Here is a 16,611-nt window from a genome sequence, read left to right on the forward strand (position 1 = left end):
TCAGAGATAGCGCGGGTGGCAACTTGCGAGTTGGCCAAAACCGCTAGGGCTGCAGATGTAAGGCGAACTGCCCAGCAACGCACTGTCATCGCCCGGATTGAAAGAGACTTTCAGAGGCCCCGGCGTGCGAACTTTGATCGGCTGCGGCGATGTAAAGGCGTAGGCACTTTCAGTCGTTCGTACCGCGCTCGTCATCAGAATCTGAGGATCGCTTCTGAGCGAATGAACCGTGGACATGGCGTAGACCGGCTGGGCCGCGGGCTTGGCGCGGACCGGATGGACCACAGGCTTGATGAAGACCGCATCGGTTTTGGTCGCATCCAGGCCCTGACAGCCTGCAACCGCAGAGATCATCGCCACAGCCGCAACAATAGATACTATATTTTTGCTTGGGCCAAATGCGCCCATTGCGGATTTGCTCATCATGTGTCCCTTGTTATCAGTATGAGCCAAGGGCGCATTGCGACATACCATGCCTTCGTCGCTTCTACGCCACGCGGGCGACCACTCGCACATCACGCATGAACATTAGACATCACTAATTATTAAATTTCATAAAAACCTATGGTAGGCCACCGTCTCGTCGTCCGTCAGTTGCAATTGAATGCGATCGATCGGCGGTCGGCGCGCCTACTGCCCCAGCAGAACCGCTTGATGCTTGACCATAAGCGATTCGCAAGTTCCCCGACAGGCGCCGGCAAAGCAGCGCACTGTCAAAATAGGGAAGGATTTGGGGGTTGCTCAGCCCGTCGCGACGGGCCTGGAGCGAAACGCACAATCGCTCACTGCGTCGACGCTCATGCAAGGCACCACCGGCTCAATATGGCTGAAACCGACCTAATTCTTGGAATCGATCAGCTTGCGGGTCTCCTCGAACTGCGCGCCCTTGGCGTCACCCACTTCGAATTTCTGATACTCGTCTGACGGGTCCTCAGGGGTTCGTTTGAAACTGTACCATACCCCATCCGGATCCTTGCGTTGCTGAATTGCTCCACCCACGATGCGGTGGCTGTAGCAGGTGCGCTGCTGCTTACCCTTGTAGCTCTTGGACCGCCAGGCAACGTCCATGCACATCTTGCCGTCTTTGGTCACCAGCCACCTGCCCTCTGCGACAGAGGCTGAATCCTGCCCCGACGTCCAGGCCCGAAGGGGGCGACCGATCTGTCCAAAATAGGCCGCTCCGTCTTTCCACAGCCATGTGCGGTCCGTGTAGAGAAGCTGCAGTTCAAAAGCCGTCGGCACGGCGGCGGCGGCTTCCGCAGGTTTGGGGTTCTTTTCGTTGGCCGCCTGAGCCGCTCCGGAAAGCGCCAACTGGCCACAAACGACCAGCAGGGGCAAAAGCCCGGCGCGCCTGGCAGGCTGGCCGCGTTGCGGCTCTGTGCGAGGCCGAGGCAATCCGGTCCAAACTGTCGGCACAATCAGCGGTCGCATTTCGGCTTGCGTATCCCGATCCAGCTTAACGCCGACATGATCGTGGCCGAGGACGCGCCACCTCGGAGCGTTCTCCCCATCGACGCAGCACCGGGTTTCCCGGGAGCGCGGTCTGCAGCTTTGGCTTGCGGTCATTAACAGCCGGGCAAAGACCGATGTCAACCTTTTGCGCCGTAGCGCGACGCTTCAGGCCAAGGGGTCAACAAGCCACCGCAAACACGCGCCGATGTGAGACTTCGACATCAAGCCACGAGGCCGCCCGAGGACGGTTGGAGGGCGTTTGCCGATTGATATCGGCACGAATGGAAATCCGGGCGCAAGGGGTGGCTGGCGCGCCCCGCGCCGCCTCACTTCTCGCGCCCGGATTCCAGTCCCCGCCGAAAGTCTTGCTAGCGCGCGCGGCAAGTCGCGCGCTGACCAAATCCGCTCGGACCGCAGATCCAGGGGGAATGACCCAGGAACGGGCCACCATTGCCTGGCTGGTAAGAAACCCTCACTGGCGCCGACGCGACGATCCTGGCCCGTTGCGGCCGCACGAAGGCGGCGTAGGCAGTCTCGGTCGTGCGTGTCACGCTGGTCGTCTGCATAAGCCGCTTGCGGCTAAACACATGACTCCGCTTCTTCCCGATGTAGTGGATCTTCTTGGCTGGCGCATGCACCGCAGGCTTGCCGGCGAGTGAGCCGGTCGTGGTCGCGTCCATGCTCTGGCAACCGGAAACCATCGAGATCAATGCAACAACAGCTATAGACCAGACATTTTTCCTGCTCTTGGCAGCCAAGCCCCTCATGAATTTATTCATCATCTATCCCCTGTCGATAAATGCAAGTCGATTGGACGCAGAGATATTTTTCTTTGGTGTCTTCCGCGCCGCGTGAACAGCCAACTGCCACTCACATCATTGCCAGAATATTAGAGGATACTTATTAAAATTCGCGCAAACGGCATGGTCAGTGCCGCCTTTCAGCGCTCGATCTATTATAATTAAAATTTGATCTTATTTGCTCACGCCTGAAGCTGCAGCAGGTCGCTGGCCGGCAATCGAGACCGTCAATCAAGGTGAATTCAGTTCGGGAGAACTCTTACGGGTGGATGAGTCTGGGCGTCAGCGCCGCGTTTCCCAACCTGGATCGAAGTAGAAGTTGCGGGTGCCGATATTGCCCTGGCCAGCACCGGAAACCACATAGGCGACGCGTACGATGCGCAAGCCGCCGGCGCCTTGCTGTAGCCCGTAGACGCCCTCCATGCCACGGTCGTAAAACCCCATCGCCGGCACGACGAGCGCCAACATTGCAAGCGAAGCCTGCAAGGCGAGCTTCGTCACATTCGCACGCAGCGGGATACTGTTCTCGATGACATGCCTTACGACGATGACCAACACCAGGAGCCCGTAGAGGAAGGCGTTGAGGGCAGCGAACCAGTAGAAGCCGGTGGCGTCGAAGGGGTGGTCAACGAGCAGGACGGGCAGCGCCGCACCGATCGCCAGCACCACATAGGGAAAGAAGGCGCGGAGCGGAATCAGGCTCTTTGGGCCACTGCCCTTTGGCGTGACGCGGAAATCCACGAAAGACTTCGTCAGATAGTCGCGCAGCGACGACACCGTACCGGCCAGCACCCAGGGCCAGCGCGCGAAGAAGAGGAACAGCGTACCTTCCCAACTTATCGTCTTGGCCGTCATCGGCCGCGAGAGGCCGAATGCCTTCAGCATCATTACAAGGCCAACCAGAGCGCCGGCGTTGGGCAGATAGTAGAAGAGGAAGTCGGCGTACATGACATTGGCAAAGTTGCGCCCGGTGAACAGCGCATACATCGGCATTGCGTACATCAACAGTGCAAAGACGGCGAACAGCGGATACCAGAGCTGGCAGAACAGGAACTGGAACCGCAACCTCGGCGACAGCTTGGGAAAGTATGTGGGCGAATATTCGAGCAAGATTGTCATCAGGCTGCGCGACCACTGGAATTCCTGGGTGACAAGATCGGCAAAGGTTTGCGGACCGTCGCCGTGGGCAATGGCATCCATCGCATGCACGCCGCGCCATCCGGCCGCGTTGATCAGCATCGAGGTGGAATGATCCTCCGCCAGTTCCGGACCGAGACCGCCTGCCTGCTTCAGCGCCCTCGTTCGCACGGCATAGTGCGAGCCGATGCAAAGCGGCGCCCCGCCGCCGGTATGGCCGGACTGCAAGGGGCCGTGGAACATCCCTTCCGGAAACAGCCGGCCGCGCGCCGACCAGCTTTCGGCGGCATTGTTGTCGCAGATGCTCGGCGCCGAGACATAGCCGACCCTGGGATCGGCGAAGGGATAAAGGATTTCCCTGAGATAGGTCGGCGTCGGTACGTGGTCGGCGTCCATCTGGGCGACGAAATCGTAACGCTCATAACCATAGTGATCATAGAAGAAGGCCAGGTTGCCTTCCTTGCAGCGGGTGCGGCGCGGCCATGTCTTGCGGTGATAGCCTTCCCTGCCGCGCCGCGTCGAAATCAGCACGCCGTGAGCATTGCACCAGGCGATCGTGTCTTCGGAGGGATCCTCGTCGGCAAGCCAGGTATCATGCGGGTAGTCTTGCGCCAGCATCGCTTCCAGCGTGCGCGCAACCACGGAAAACGGTTCCGATGGGGCCTTGGTGACAACCATCGCGACCCGCGAACGCTTAGGGACATTGTAAAGCTTTGAAGGTTTCCGCGACGCGTGCACGTTGAGCAGGAAATACATCGGCATCAAAGTCAGCCAGGCCAGCACAAGTGTGGCAAAGGTGAACGGTCCGATGTGTTCGATATGTTCCGGCTTCAGCCACCAGACCCAGAAAAAGCCGAGGGTGACGAACCAGAAAGCCAAGCCTGCCCGCAAGATCCATTGCTGGGCCGGAGAAAGTACGGGCACGAGAAAAGGAGCCTTCTGCGCCGCGTTGGCCAGAGCCGACCCGGGCCGCCTTGCCTGTGTGCTCGTACGGCCGATGATGCCTACGTCTAAACTCATACCCTTACACGCCGCCACTTTGGGCTGCAGCCAACGACTGCTGCAAGGCCCTTAAATCCCCGCAGCAGAATCGGCCGTCGCTCCGTTAGTGTCAACTAAATTAAACATTGCTTAACCATGCTTCTTGAGCATTGGTTAACCTAGCCGCCTTGAGCCGGAGCCCAAACTCTTCGGCACGACGGCCAATGATTGACCCTGGAATGGGATCGGGTGAAATTTTCAGCGTTGGGAAATAGCCGATTGGCCAAAGGCGCCCGGTGGGATTCCGGCAGGTCGGTCCGTTAACCATGCCGAGCGCATCATGGTTAAGCAACCGTTAATTGTACTTGACTCTTAACCGGGACCGGCTCTTAAATTAGCCAGGGATGATATGTCGGAATTTGACGCGAATTTGTGAGTATCGCGGCGAACCTTGTCTCTTGAGCTCGTCGTGTCGGCGCCTCGAGAGATGATTTCATGGCGGGATTTGTGCGTAGCACTGCCGCCAATAGTCGCTCCGAAATCCCACAGATTCCGCCGATAAAGCCGATCGGGTTTTGGATGGTTCGTGTCGATCACTCGTCGACACGCGGGCGAGGCTTCGACTTCCGCAGGATATCGAAGCCATGGGAGATCAAGATGAAACACACCGCAGTAAGTGCGCTTGCAATGGCGTTGGCTTTGGGCGGGAGCGCAGCGTTCCCAACTCTGGCGGGCGCCGGCTCGGCAGCCGCGACGGATCCCGTTCATACAAGCAGCGCCGCTTCGGCGTTCGGATCCTATGATCCCTACGGGGATTTCAGCGCCGACAAGAGTGCCAGCATCGAGGAACTCTTCCTGCCCTGGGAAGACGTCGACCTGGCGAGCCTACCGTTGGCCGATGCCTACGCTCTTCAGCGAAACCGGTCGCTCTTGATCACCATCGAGCCTTGGACCTGGTCGAAGGACTGGCGCATCACCCCGAACGAACTGCGCGACGGCATATTGAGCGGCAAATATGACGCAAACATGCAGGCAATCTGCAACCTGGTGGGGGCCATGAAGAGCCCCGTCACCATTCGCTGGGCGCAAGAAATGGAGGATAAGAACGGCCGCTTCACCTGGGCCAACTGGGCACCCAAGGACTGGATCGCCGCCTATAAGCGCGAGGTCGATGTGTGCCGCAAGGCTGCTCCAGCCGCCAAATACATGTGGTCACCCAAGGGTGAAGAGGGTCTGGAGAAATACTACCCTGGCGACGACTACGTCGACGTCATCGGCCTGTCGGTGTTCGGCCTGCAGAAAAAAGACAATGACGAAAAGGGGCGTGATCGCACGTTCGCCGAGACGCTGAAGCCCGGATATGACCGCGTCGCGGGTTTCAACAAGCCGATCGAGGTGGCGGAGCTCGGCTATGTAGGGAAGCAGGAATATGTTTCGCAATGGGCGGCCGATTCCCGCAAGTCCTATGCGGAATTTCCAGCCCTGACGTCGGTCGTCTACTTCAATCAGAAGGAAGTGTGGCCATGGTTGGGTGGCTATGGGCTGCCCGATTGGCGGGTTACCCAGCACGTCTTGCCCTAGACCTCGTGCACCGGGTGCAAATGCAGGCGTAAAGATTGGGTGTGGCGTAGAGTTGTAGGGGTAGGGTCGTGAAACGAGTACTGGGGAATTCCATTGGAACGGCACTTGCCTGTTCCATAGCAGTCTTAGTTTGCCAGCTTCCAGCGGCAGCCAAGACAGCGGCGCAAGTCGCCGAACTGGCCAAGCAGGCCGAAGCGATGCCCGACGAAGGCATCTACCAGATGTATCAGAACCGCTCGTGGCTCTGGGGCCGAAACGGCGCCGGATATTTTGCCGTGCAGCGTCGTCAGTTCAGCGCCTGGACTTCGGACAAGGGCAAGCTGGGCTACGGTGACGGTATTTGGTTCATTCCTGGCGGAGGCAAGCTTTGCTTCCGGGCGAAATGGCATGGCGCGGGAGGCGACTCGAACGCCCTCACCTGCTTCGAGCATCGCCAGGCCGGCAGGGTGCTCTATCAGCGCAAATTACCGGATGGCGACTGGTACGTCTTCAGGAGCTCGCATCGCAACCTGGCGGACGAGTTCATGAAATTGAAATACGGCGATTATGTCAGCCGGAAACAGAAACGGATCAAGGCACGAGAATAGAGCCTTATCATCCGCGCCAAATCGCTGGTTGAAACGCGTCGCATCGATACGGATCGATACGACGCGTTTCAGGCCTGTGTTCCCTGCGTGGCGTTAAGCCTTGCGCTCCCAGCGGCGGTCTGATGTCTGCTGCCAGTAGGTCACGGCATGGCCCGCGTCCTTCATCGTCTTCCAATGCCCCCTCGCCGCCTCGACCTGGGCGGCGTCATGGCCGTCGAACAGGAACACGGCACGCTCATAGCCGGCAAGGTCTGACGGTACTGCGCCGTCGACCAGGAATCTTATTTTGGCTTCGTTGGGGTTGCCGTCGCCAGTCGTCAACAGGATAGGCTGTTCGCCGGGATACGCCTCGCGATCGGTCGCGTGCGCCAGGAAGGAATCATCGCGGAAGGTCCACAGATGCTGATCGAGCGCGTCGCGTCGTTCCTCGGTGCCGGTCTGCACGACGGCGCGCCAGCCACGATCGACGCTGCGCTCGAGCAGGCCCGGCAGCGCATCCTCCAGCGTCGATTCGGTCAGGTGATAGAACAGCACATCGGCCATGGATCAAGGTCAGCTCTCGTAGTGATCGCGCACCAGCCGGTCGAGCAGCCGCACGCCGAAGCCTGAGCCCCAGGACTGGTTGATCTCGTTCGATGGCGAACCCATGGCCGTACCGGCAATGTCGAGATGCGCCCAGGGCGTGTCCTTGACGAAGCGCTGCAGGAATTGTGCGGCGATGATGGCGCCACCGTAGCGGCCGCCGATGTTCTTCATGTCGGCGTTCTTGGAATCGATCAGCTTGTCGTATTCGGCGCCAAGCGGCATGCGCCACAGGCGCTCCTGCGTCGCCTGCCCCGCCGCCGCCAGCCTTTCCGCCAGTTCGTCATTGTTGGAGAACAGGCCGGCATAATGCAGGCCGAGCGCGACCATGATGGCGCCGGTCAGCGTCGCCAGATTGACCATGAATTTCGGCTGGAAGCGGTCGTTGCAGTACCACAGCGCGTCGGCCAGCACGAGGCGGCCCTCGGCGTCGGTGTTGAGCACTTCTATGGTTTGGCCCGACATCGACGTGACGATGTCGCCGGGGCGCTGGGCATGGCCATCGACGGCGTTTTCGACCAGGCCGATGATGCCAACCACATTGGCTTTCGCCTTGCGCGCGGCCAAGGCGTGCATCAGCCCGGTGACCGCCGCGGCACCCCCCATATCGCCCTTCATGTCCTCCATGCCCGATGCCGGCTTCATCGAATTGCCCCCGGTGTCGAAGGTGACGCCCTTGCCGACGAAGGCGACCGGGCTGTCCTTGGGTTTGCCGCCGCTCCACTGCATGACGGCCATGCGCGCGCCACGTGGCGAGCCTTGCGCGACGCCGAGCAGCGAGCCCATGCCAAGCTTCTTCATCTCCTTTTCGGTCAGGATCTCAACCTTGACGCCGAGCGTCTCGAGTTCCTTGGCACGGGCCGCGAACTCGATCGGTCCCAGTATATTTGCCGGTTCGTTGACGAGGTCGCGCGCCAGAAGCACGCCGTCGATCACCGCCTCGGCATCCGCGAAGGCCTTCTTGGCGCCTGCCGGATCGGCGGTGTGGATGGTTACCTTGACCGGCTTCTTCGGATCGGCCTTCGCGTCATCCTTGTCCTTCCTGGTCTTGTACTTGTCGAAGGAATAGCTGCGCAGGAGAATGCCCGCCGCAAGGTTGGCGGCATCCTTGCCATCCGCCGAAGCGCCGACCAGGTCGAGCACCACGGAAACGTCGGTTGCCTTGCGCAGCGCCGCTGCAATGGTACCGCCCAGTTTCAGCCAGGCATGTTCATCGAGCCCCGCCGCCTTGCCGGCACCGACCGCGACCAGCCTGTCGAGTGACGTTCCTTCCGGTGCCAGAATCTCGACGACGCCGGCGAACTTGCCGGTGAACTCGGCCACCGGAAAGGCCCGTTCCAGCGTCTTGCCGGGATCGTAAGCCACGGCCGCGTCGCTCAGGCCGCCGTCATCCGCCGACAGCACGAAGACCGTGCCCTTTCTGCTTGCCGCCGTCTGAGGCGCGGCGAATTTTGCAAAGGCGATCGACGGTCTCGGATTCATCATGTCCTGCTTTCGGGGATTGCGCGATGGTAAGCGAAGCGGTTCGAAGCGATCCGCGACATTTGGTCGTTTTCCGGCATTTGGCAAGACTTTGCCGAAATGGCTACCCATATGACACGTGGAATCGATGGCGATTCGTCGCGGCACGGCCCCGCTTCATGCCGCAACCTGTTGTTAACCATCGATGTTTTCCCTTTCTTATCCATTCCCTCCGACACTCCGGTCCATTGCGGCACGCGACGTGGGACGGGAACCGGAGTGCCTGCCTGATCGAGCCTATCGGAGCCAGTTGTGCGGGCGCCGCCGGGCGGCTACCCTTAGCGTGGTGGCATGATGCCGTTCGAGAAAATCGAGTAAAGCCTTCATGAAGGTCGTTGAACGCTACATCATGCGCCGCGCTTTCGTGGTCTTCCTGGCAGCGCTGGTCTGGACGCTGGCCATCGTGTGGACCACGCAGGTGCTGGCCAAGATCGACCTGGTTACCGACAGCGGCCAGTCGTCGCTGACCTTTTTCGAGGTCGCCGCCCTCATTCTTCCCTCAATCATCCCGATCGTCGTGCCTTTCGCGCTGGTGGTGGCGGTCGCCCAGACACTCAGTGTCATGAATTCAGATTCCGAACTGGCCGTCGTCAACGCCGCCGGCGCCTCGCGCTGGACGATCGTGCGGCCAATCATGCTGCTGGCGCTCGCAGCCAGCGTTTTTTCCTTTGCCGTCGACAATGGCATCGACCCCTATGCACGGCAGAAGAACCGCGCCCTGGTGGCGGAGTCGCGCGCCGATCTGTTGTCGCTAATCATCCAGGAAGGCACTTTCCGCAAGATCGAGGACGGGCTGTTCCTGCAGATTGGCGAGCGGCTTCCCAATAACAAGCTGGGCGGCATCTTCGTCGCCGATTCGCGCGAGGAAGGCGTCAATCTCGTCTATTACGCCAAGACCGGCAGCGTCGTCGAACGCGGCGGCGAAAAGGTGCTGATGATGAATGACGGCGTCATCCACCGCAAAACGCTGACCGGCGACCTCAGTGTCATCCGGTTCACGTCTTATGCTTTCGACATGTCGGCCTTCATGGCGGCGGCCTCCGAAGTGACGCTGCTGCCGAAGGACCAGACAACCCAGTACCTGCTCAATCCCAACGTCAACGACAAGCTTTATCAGCAGAACCCCCAGGAGTACCGGGCCGAGATCGACCAACGATTTTCGGAATGGCTGTATTCCATGGTGTTCGCGCTGATCGCCCTCGCGGTCGCCGGCGACGCGCGCTCGCATCGCGAGGCACGCGTCAATCCTTTGATCACGGCCATCACCATATCGCTGTTCGTGCGCTGGCTGGGTTTCTTTGCCGCAAGCAAGGCCGATGAAGTGCCGCAATATGCCTACATGGTCTATGGCGTGCCCATAGTGGCTTCCGCAGTGGCGATCTGGTTCATCGTCTCCAACCGGACCATGGAACTGCCGGTGGCCTGGGCGGACTGGATGACGAACCTGGCCGGCCGCGTCGGTGACGGTTGGAACGCCCTCAAGCTGCGTTGGTCCAGGCGCGGCACTTCAGGCCAGGAGATCGGCTGATGGGCTGGACGCTGGGCCGTTACTTCTTCTTCCGCTACGTCACGATCACGATCTGGTTCTTCCTGGGCCTGTTGGCGCTGGTGTTCCTGATCGATTTCACCGAGCTGTCCGGCCGCACCACCGGCCTGCCCGGCTTCACCTACGGAACGGCGGTGGCCATTTCGGGCCTTCGCATGCCGATGATCATGCTGCAAACGGTGCCGTTTGTCGGCCTGTTCTCGGCAATGGCGACACTGGTTTCGCTCAACCGCCGCTACGAGCTGGTCATCGCGCGGTCCGCCGGCGTTTCCGCCTGGCAATTCCTTTTGCCATGCTGCATCGGAGCCTTGCTGTTCGGCTTTGTATCGGTCGGGCTCATCAACCCGCTCGCCGCGCACGCCTTCTCTCTGTCCGAGCAGATCGAGACGCAGTTGCGCTCCGGCAAATCAAATACGGTTTCGGCCGATGCCGCCCCCTGGATTCGCCAGAAAACCGGCACCGGCGACACCATCATCGGCGCGCGGGCCATCCTCAACCAGGGTCTGGAGATGTCCGACGCCGTCTTTTTCGTCCTCGACCAGCAAGGCAACATCGTCGAGCGCAAGGATGCCGCGCGTGCTTACCTGCGGGATGGCTATTGGGATTTGCAGGATGTGAAGACCTTCAGGAACGGCACCATCCAGCCTGCGGCAAGCGATCGTGTGCCGACCAATCTGAAGCCCGAATTCGTGCAGGAGCGACTGGCGCGACCGGAGACCATTCCGTTCTACGACCTGCCTGGAAAAATCGAGGTTGCCCGTTCCTTCGGCCTCAAGGCAAATGCGTTTGCCATGCAGTTTGATTCGCTGGTGGCGTTGCCGTTCCTCCTCGTCGCCATGACGCTGATTGCGGCAACAGTTTCAATGCGATTTGCGAGGATGGGACAATCGGCAACGATGATTCTGGGTGGCGTCGTTGCCGGGTTTCTGCTTTATGTCGTTTCGGTGCTGGTGAAGGCATTCGGCGTGGCGGGGTTCGTCCCGACAGCCATAGCCGCCTGGGTGCCGGTCGTGGTAGCTATGTTCTTCGGGGTGACTTTCCTGCTATACAAGGAAGACGGCTAGTGAGGGAGGCGTTTTTGCCCAGCAACAGGCAGGCCAATCTGGCGCGCCTCTATGCGGCGAGCGCCTTGGCGTGCCTGCTTGCCAGCGCCGTGCCATTGCCTGCGTTCGCCCAGGAAGTCGGCAAGATGGCGACCAACGTGCCGTCCGGCTCGCAGATGCTGCTGGCGGCCGACACTCTGGAGTACAACAACGACAACCAGACGGTGACCGCGGTCGGCGGCGTGCAGATCGACTATGGCGGCAACCGCCTCGTCGCCCAGAAGGTCGTATACGACCGAAACACCAAGCGGATGGTCGCCACCGGCAATGTTGAGATCGTCAACAGCGACGGCACCAAGATCAATTCGCAGCATATCGATATCACCGACGATTTCGCCGACGGTTTCGTCAACGCGCTGCGCGTTGAAACCATCGACAAGGCCTATTTCGCCGCCGAAAGCGCCGAGCGCATGGGCGGCGTGCTGACCACATTCCACAATGGTGTCTACACCGCCTGCGAGCCATGCGAGGACAAGCCCGACAAGGCACCGACCTGGCGCGTGAAGGCCAGGAAGATCATCTGGAACGGCGAGAAGAAGACGGTTCGCTTCGAGAATGCGAATTTCGAATTCTTCGGCTTTCCGCTCGCCTACCTGCCGGCGTTCGAGATCGCCGACCCGACGGTGAAGCGCAAGAGCGGCTTCCTGATCCCGGGGATCAGCTACAACAGCCACCTGGGATACAGCGTCAAGGTTCCCTATTATTTCGCCCTTTCGCCGACTTATGACCTGACGGTGACGGGAAGCGGCTACACCAAGCAGGGCTTCCTCGGAGAGGCCGAGTGGCGCCAGCGCTTCAACAATGGCGCATACAGTTTGAAGATCGCCGGAATCCAGCAGCGGGATCCGGACGCCTTCATCGACAGCGCCGGTCGCAACGTCGATTCGGGCGCGGCGGGCGATCCCAACAAATTCCGCGGCATGATGGGCACGCAAGGCCAGTTCGCCATCAACGAACGCTGGAATTTCGGCTGGGACGTGCTGCTGCAGACCGACAAGGACTTCTCGAGCACCTACAACATCGACAAGTACAATGCCGGCGTCCATCAGTCGACGGTCTACCTGACAGGTCTCAATGGCCGCAACTACTTCGATGTGCGCGCCATGCACTTCGACGTGCAAGAAAATACACTCAACAGCAATATCGCCGCGCGCAGCAACCAGCAGCCATGGGTTCTGCCGTCGCTTGACTACGCCTATATCCCCGACGCGCCGCTGGCCGGCGGCCAGCTGTCGCTCAACGTCAACACACGGGTCCTGCGCCGGAACCAGCTCGATCAGACTTTCAACGTCCCTTACAACGACGGCACGCCTGTGCAGCGCGTGCGCGGCATTGAAGGCGAATCCAGCCGTCTCACTGCCGAGACCGAGTGGAAGCGGTCGTTCGTCAGCGATGACGGGCTGGTGCTGACACCGTTGCTGGCGCTGCAGGGCGACGTCGACTACCTCAATGCCTCATCGTCTTCGCTCGCCGCCATCAACCAGATGGCGGCCAACCCTGATATTAATGCCAGCGCTGATATGCGTTCGTCGTTCGCCCGCTACATGGCAACTGTCGGGCTCGAAATGCGTTGGCCGCTGCTGTTCTCCATGGCCAGCGGATCGAGCCATGTCATTGAGCCGATGGCACAGGTATTTCTGCGTCCCAACGAACAATATGTCGGCGGCCTCGCTGTTCCGAATGAAGACGCCCAGAGCATGGTGTTCGACGCGACCACGCTCTTCGAGCGCGACAAGTTCTCCGGTTACGACCGCATCGAAGGCGGTTCGCGCGCCAATGTCGGCGTCCGCTATTCCGGCTCCTATATCAACGGCTGGGGCACCAACGCGATTTTCGGCCAGTCCTATCAGATTGGCGGCGAGAACTCCTTCGCCGAGCCGGATCTGGTCAATGTCGGCGCCTATTCGGGCCTTCAGACCACCAAGTCCGACTATGTCGGCCTGTTTGGTGTCAACAGCCCGAACGGATTTGCAGCCTCCGTCAGCGGCCGCTTCGACGAACAGACCTTCGAGATGCGCCGCGCCGAGTTCAAGGCCGCCTATTCAGGCCTGCCGGTGTCGCTCAGCGCTAAATATGCCTTCATCCAGGCCCAGCCGCTGTACGGCTTCACCACTGACCGTCACGAGGTCACGCTGGGTGCATCGACGCATCTTGCCCAGAACTGGCGCGTGTTCGGGACAGGAACCTATGATCTGCAGGAAAGCCTGCTGGTCAAGGATGGGGTCGGCTTCGCCTACAACGATTCCTGCTTCACCTATCTGATGACGTACTCGCAGTCGCGTGACCTGAACACCAGGGAAGTGACGCAGAGCATCGGCTTCAACCTGTCGTTCCGCACACTCGGCGACTTCGGCTCGTCGACCAGCGCAATCGACACCATCCAGTAGCCGGCGAGACATCGTTTCGCCGCATAGGGCTGGCACGGATTCGCGCACCCGGGAGAGGACGAAATTGGGCGGAACCGGGATAGAATTGGGATGCTAATGATGAGGAAATACCTCTTTTCAGCAGGGTTCGCGCTGCTTGTGGCGGCGACATCCGTGTCGATGACCGTCATGACGCCGCCGGCTTTTGCCAGCGAGATCAAATACGTCGTCAACGACATACCCGTCACGTCAGGCGATATCGCGCACCGCGCCGCCTTTTTGAAGCTGCAGCGCAAGAAGGGCGATGCCGCCCAGGAGATGATCGACCAGACGCTGCGCCTTGCCGAAGCCAAACGGCTTGGCATCCGCATCAGCGACACCCAGGTCGAGGCGGCCTATCAGCGCTTTGCCACCAACAACAAGATGCAGCTCAGCCAGCTTGATGGCGTGATGGAGAAATCCGGCGTCGGCAAGGACCATTTCAAGGAGTTTATCCGCGCCCAGATGGCCTGGAACCAGGCCTTGAGTGCGCGTTACCGTTCCGGCGAAGGCGGCAGCGTAACCGAACAGGATGCGGTCAGGCGCATGCTCGACAAGGGCGGGGCCAAACCAAGCGCCACCGAGTACATGCTGCAGCAGGTCATCTTCGTCGTACCGGCCGCCGAACGCAGCGCGACGCTGGCCAAGCGCAAGCGCGAGGCCGATGCCATGCGTGCCCGCTTCAACGGCTGCAACACGACGCGCGAATTCGCCAAGGGCCTCATCGACGTCACCGTTCGCGATCTGGGCCGGGTGCTGGCGCCGCAATTGCCGCCGGACTGGGCCGAGCAGATCAAGGCGACCAAGGTCGGCGGCGCCACCGTCACGCGCGAGACCGAGCGCGGCGTCGAGTTTATCGGCATCTGCTCATCCCGCGAAGTTTCGGACGACAAGACAGCCCAGATGGTGTTCCAGAGCGAAGGCTCCAACGACAAGGCGGCTGACGATCTGAGCAAGAAATATGTCGACGAGCTGAAGGCGAAAGCCCGTATCGTCAAGCGCTGACGTGAAGAGCGCGATGACTGCGCTGGCGCTGAGCGTCGGCGATCCCTCCGGCATCGGCCCCGAAATCGCCATCGCCGCCTTCCTGGCGCGCGAGGCAGCCGGCCTGCCCGCCTTCTATCTTTTGGCCGATCCGGCGCTGATCGCCTCGCGAGCAAGCCAAATGGGCCTGTCGGTGCCGATCGTCGAAACGACGCCGGTGCAAGCGGCGCAGGTTTTCGCCCATACCTTGCCCATCGTTCCACTGGCGGCCCCTTTCATCGACAGCCCCGGCCGGCCGGATCCGGCCAATGCGGCCGGCACCGTCGAGGCCATTGACCGCGCTGTCGCCGCCTGCCTTGCCGGCGACGCCGCCGCCGTGGTCACCTGCCCGATCGCCAAGAAGCCGCTCTACGACGCAGGGTTCCGCTTTCCCGGCCACACCGAGTATCTGGCGCATCTGGCGGCGCGGCACAGTGGTGTCGAGGCAATGCCGGTCATGATGCTGGCAGGCCCTGACCTGCGCACGGTTCCCGTCACCATCCACATCGCCCTGGCCGAGGTGCCAAAGGTCCTGACTACCGAACTGATCGTCGCGACCGCGCGCATCACCGCGGCCGACCTCGCCAACCGCTTTGGCATCACCAGGCCGAGGCTTGCCATTGCCGGCCTCAATCCGCATGCCGGCGAAGGCGGTTCCATGGGCCTGGAGGATGAGCGTATCGTGCGCCCGGCAGTCGACATCCTGCGTGCCGAAGGCATCGATGCTTTCGGCCCGCTGCCGGCCGACACGCTGTTCCATGCCCGGGCGCGGGCAGGCTATGACGCAGCACTTTGCATGTATCACGACCAGGCATTGATCCCGGCCAAGACGCTGGCTTTCGACGAGGCGGTCAACGTCACGCTTGGCCTGCCCTTCATCCGCACCTCGCCCGACCATGGCACCGCCTTCGATATCGCCGGCAAGGGCATTGCACGGCCGGACAGTCTGATCGCGGCGCTGAAGCTCGCCAGAAAGCTCGCCGACACCGACGCAAAGGCCGTGGCCGCATGAGCGCTGCCGTTTCGGGTTCGAACGCATGAGCATCGATGGGTTGCCACCGCTGCGCGACGTCATCGAGCGCCACGGGCTGCAGGCGAAAAAGGCGCTTGGCCAGAATTTCTTGCTCGACCTCAATTTGACCGGCAAGATCGCACGCAGCGCAGGCGATCTGACAAACACCGCGGTGATCGAGGTTGGTCCAGGGCCTGGCGGCCTGACAAGGGCGCTGCTTTCCAACGGCGCCCGCCGGGTCATCGCCATCGAACGCGACGAACGCTGCCTGGCTGCCCTTGCCGAAATCTCCGCTCATTATCCCGGCCGGCTGGAGGTGATTTCCGGCGACGCGCTGAAGACCGACTTTGCCGCCCTCGCCTCCTCGGCTGCCCAAGACGGCGGTCGGGTGCGGATCGTGGCCAATCTGCCTTACAACATCGGCACCGAGTTGCTGGTGCGGTGGCTGACGGGCCCCGACTGGCCGCCTTTCTACGCCTCGATGACGCTGATGTTCCAGCGTGAGGTGGCCCAGCGCATTGTCGCCGCGCCCGGCAGCGACGCCTATGGCCGGCTCGGCGTGTTGGCCGGCTGGCGCACGCAGGCCAGGATCGCCTTCGACGTGCCGCCCCAGGCCTTCACACCACCGCCGAAGGTGACCTCGTCGGTGGTGCATCTGGAGCCACGTGCGACGCCCCTGCCCGCTGATGTGAAAAAACTCGGCCGCGTCACCGAAGCCGCCTTCGGCCAACGCCGGAAGATGCTGCGGCAGAGTGTGAAAAGCCTGGGCGGCGAGGCCCTGCTCGAACGCGCAGGCATCGATCCGACCCGCCGCGCCGAAACGCTCAGCGTCGAGGAATTTGTGCGACTGACCAATGCGGCTTAGCACCGGCAGCCCTGGA

At 61.2% G+C, this 16,611-nt stretch carries 14 protein-coding genes; 8 read left to right on the plus strand and 6 right to left on the minus strand.

All coding sequences use genetic code 11. From position 1 onward, the window contains the following. The 4 genes from AC04SF_RS22555 to AC04SF_RS22570 form a co-directional block, all read right to left on the minus strand. Entirely contained in the window at positions 1–426 is a 426-nt protein-coding gene (locus AC04SF_RS22555; RefSeq protein WP_488479586.1) for a hypothetical protein, read from the minus strand. Positions 427–837: 411 nt separating this feature from the next. Next, positions 838–1,338: a DUF995 domain-containing protein gene (locus tag AC04SF_RS22560; protein ID WP_488479587.1), complete on the minus strand. Its 501-nt coding sequence runs from the start codon at positions 1,336–1,338 to the stop codon at positions 838–840. A 482-nt stretch (positions 1,339–1,820) separates the two neighbouring features. Continuing rightward, a complete protein-coding gene (locus AC04SF_RS22565; protein ID WP_488479588.1) occupies positions 1,821–2,234 on the minus strand; it encodes a hypothetical protein in 414 nt (137 codons plus the stop codon). Positions 2,235–2,534: 300 nt separating this feature from the next. Beyond that, a complete protein-coding gene (locus tag AC04SF_RS22570; protein WP_488479589.1) occupies positions 2,535–4,409 on the minus strand; it encodes a glycosyltransferase family 2 protein in 1,875 nt (624 codons plus the stop codon). Positions 4,410–5,027: 618 nt separating this feature from the next. Here AC04SF_RS22570 and AC04SF_RS22575 point away from each other — a divergent pair. Further along, positions 5,028–5,951 carry a glycoside hydrolase family 26 protein gene (locus AC04SF_RS22575; RefSeq protein WP_488479736.1) on the plus strand — a complete coding sequence of 308 codons (924 nt, stop codon included), beginning with the start codon at positions 5,028–5,030 and terminating at the stop codon, positions 5,949–5,951. A 68-nt stretch (positions 5,952–6,019) separates the two neighbouring features. Further along, positions 6,020–6,538 (plus strand): DUF995 domain-containing protein, encoded by a 519-nt coding sequence (locus AC04SF_RS22580; RefSeq protein WP_096456459.1) that lies wholly within the window; start codon positions 6,020–6,022, stop codon positions 6,536–6,538. Between the two features lie 93 nt (positions 6,539–6,631). Here the strand turns inward: AC04SF_RS22580 and AC04SF_RS22585 are convergent, their stop codons facing one another. Both AC04SF_RS22585 and AC04SF_RS22590 read right to left on the minus strand, forming a co-directional pair. After that, positions 6,632–7,081, minus strand: coding sequence for a DNA polymerase III subunit chi (locus tag AC04SF_RS22585; protein ID WP_115145199.1), 450 nt, complete (start codon positions 7,079–7,081; stop codon positions 6,632–6,634). Between the two features lie 9 nt (positions 7,082–7,090). Beyond that, positions 7,091–8,602, minus strand: a complete 1,512-nt coding sequence (locus AC04SF_RS22590) for a leucyl aminopeptidase (protein ID WP_488479737.1) — start codon at positions 8,600–8,602, stop codon at positions 7,091–7,093. Between the two features lie 364 nt (positions 8,603–8,966). Here AC04SF_RS22590 and lptF point away from each other — a divergent pair, with 364 nt between their 5' ends. The 6 genes from lptF to rsmA all read left to right on the plus strand — a co-directional run bounded on the left by lptF (position 8,967) and on the right by rsmA (position 16,595). Then, positions 8,967–10,169: an LPS export ABC transporter permease LptF gene (gene lptF, locus AC04SF_RS22595; protein WP_096456455.1), complete on the plus strand. Its 1,203-nt coding sequence runs from the start codon at positions 8,967–8,969 to the stop codon at positions 10,167–10,169. Continuing rightward, positions 10,166–11,251: an LPS export ABC transporter permease LptG gene (lptG, locus tag AC04SF_RS22600; RefSeq protein ID WP_202353805.1), complete on the plus strand. Its 1,086-nt coding sequence runs from the start codon at positions 10,166–10,168 to the stop codon at positions 11,249–11,251. Before lptF ends, lptG begins: the two co-directional genes overlap by 4 nt. Further along, entirely contained in the window at positions 11,251–13,677 is a 2,427-nt protein-coding gene (locus AC04SF_RS22605; protein ID WP_488479590.1) for an LPS-assembly protein LptD, read from the plus strand. The genes lptG and AC04SF_RS22605 overlap by 1 nt, the downstream gene beginning before the upstream one ends. Positions 13,678–13,767: 90 nt before the next feature. Continuing rightward, entirely contained in the window at positions 13,768–14,700 is a 933-nt protein-coding gene (locus AC04SF_RS22610; protein ID WP_488479591.1) for a SurA N-terminal domain-containing protein, read from the plus strand. 13 nt (positions 14,701–14,713) lie between these two features. Next, positions 14,714–15,730, plus strand: coding sequence for a 4-hydroxythreonine-4-phosphate dehydrogenase PdxA (gene pdxA, locus AC04SF_RS22615; RefSeq protein WP_488479592.1), 1,017 nt, complete (start codon positions 14,714–14,716; stop codon positions 15,728–15,730). 25 nt (positions 15,731–15,755) lie between these two features. Further along, positions 15,756–16,595, plus strand: coding sequence for a 16S rRNA (adenine(1518)-N(6)/adenine(1519)-N(6))-dimethyltransferase RsmA (gene rsmA / locus AC04SF_RS22620; RefSeq protein WP_488479593.1), 840 nt, complete (start codon positions 15,756–15,758; stop codon positions 16,593–16,595). Positions 16,596–16,611: the final 16 nt, after the last annotated feature.

It is taken from the genome of Mesorhizobium sp. CNPSo 4671, assembly GCF_057784245.1.

Coding starts and splice junctions, on each gene's coding strand:
- rsmA (WP_488479593.1), top strand. CDS start 15,756: ATGAGCATCGATGGGTTGCCACCGCTGCGCGACGTCATCGAGCGCCAC.
- AC04SF_RS22590 (WP_488479737.1), bottom strand. CDS start 8,602: ATGAATCCGAGACCGTCGATCGCCTTTGCAAAATTCGCCGCGCCTCAG.
- AC04SF_RS22565 (WP_488479588.1), bottom strand. CDS start 2,234: ATGATGAATAAATTCATGAGGGGCTTGGCTGCCAAGAGCAGGAAAAAT.
- AC04SF_RS22610 (WP_488479591.1), top strand. CDS start 13,768: ATGCTAATGATGAGGAAATACCTCTTTTCAGCAGGGTTCGCGCTGCTT.
- AC04SF_RS22555 (WP_488479586.1), bottom strand. CDS start 426: ATGATGAGCAAATCCGCAATGGGCGCATTTGGCCCAAGCAAAAATATA.
- pdxA (WP_488479592.1), top strand. CDS start 14,714: ATGACTGCGCTGGCGCTGAGCGTCGGCGATCCCTCCGGCATCGGCCCC.
- AC04SF_RS22570 (WP_488479589.1), bottom strand. CDS start 4,409: ATGAGTTTAGACGTAGGCATCATCGGCCGTACGAGCACACAGGCAAGG.
- lptF (WP_096456455.1), top strand. CDS start 8,967: ATGAAGGTCGTTGAACGCTACATCATGCGCCGCGCTTTCGTGGTCTTC.
- AC04SF_RS22575 (WP_488479736.1), top strand. CDS start 5,028: ATGAAACACACCGCAGTAAGTGCGCTTGCAATGGCGTTGGCTTTGGGC.
- AC04SF_RS22585 (WP_115145199.1), bottom strand. CDS start 7,081: ATGGCCGATGTGCTGTTCTATCACCTGACCGAATCGACGCTGGAGGAT.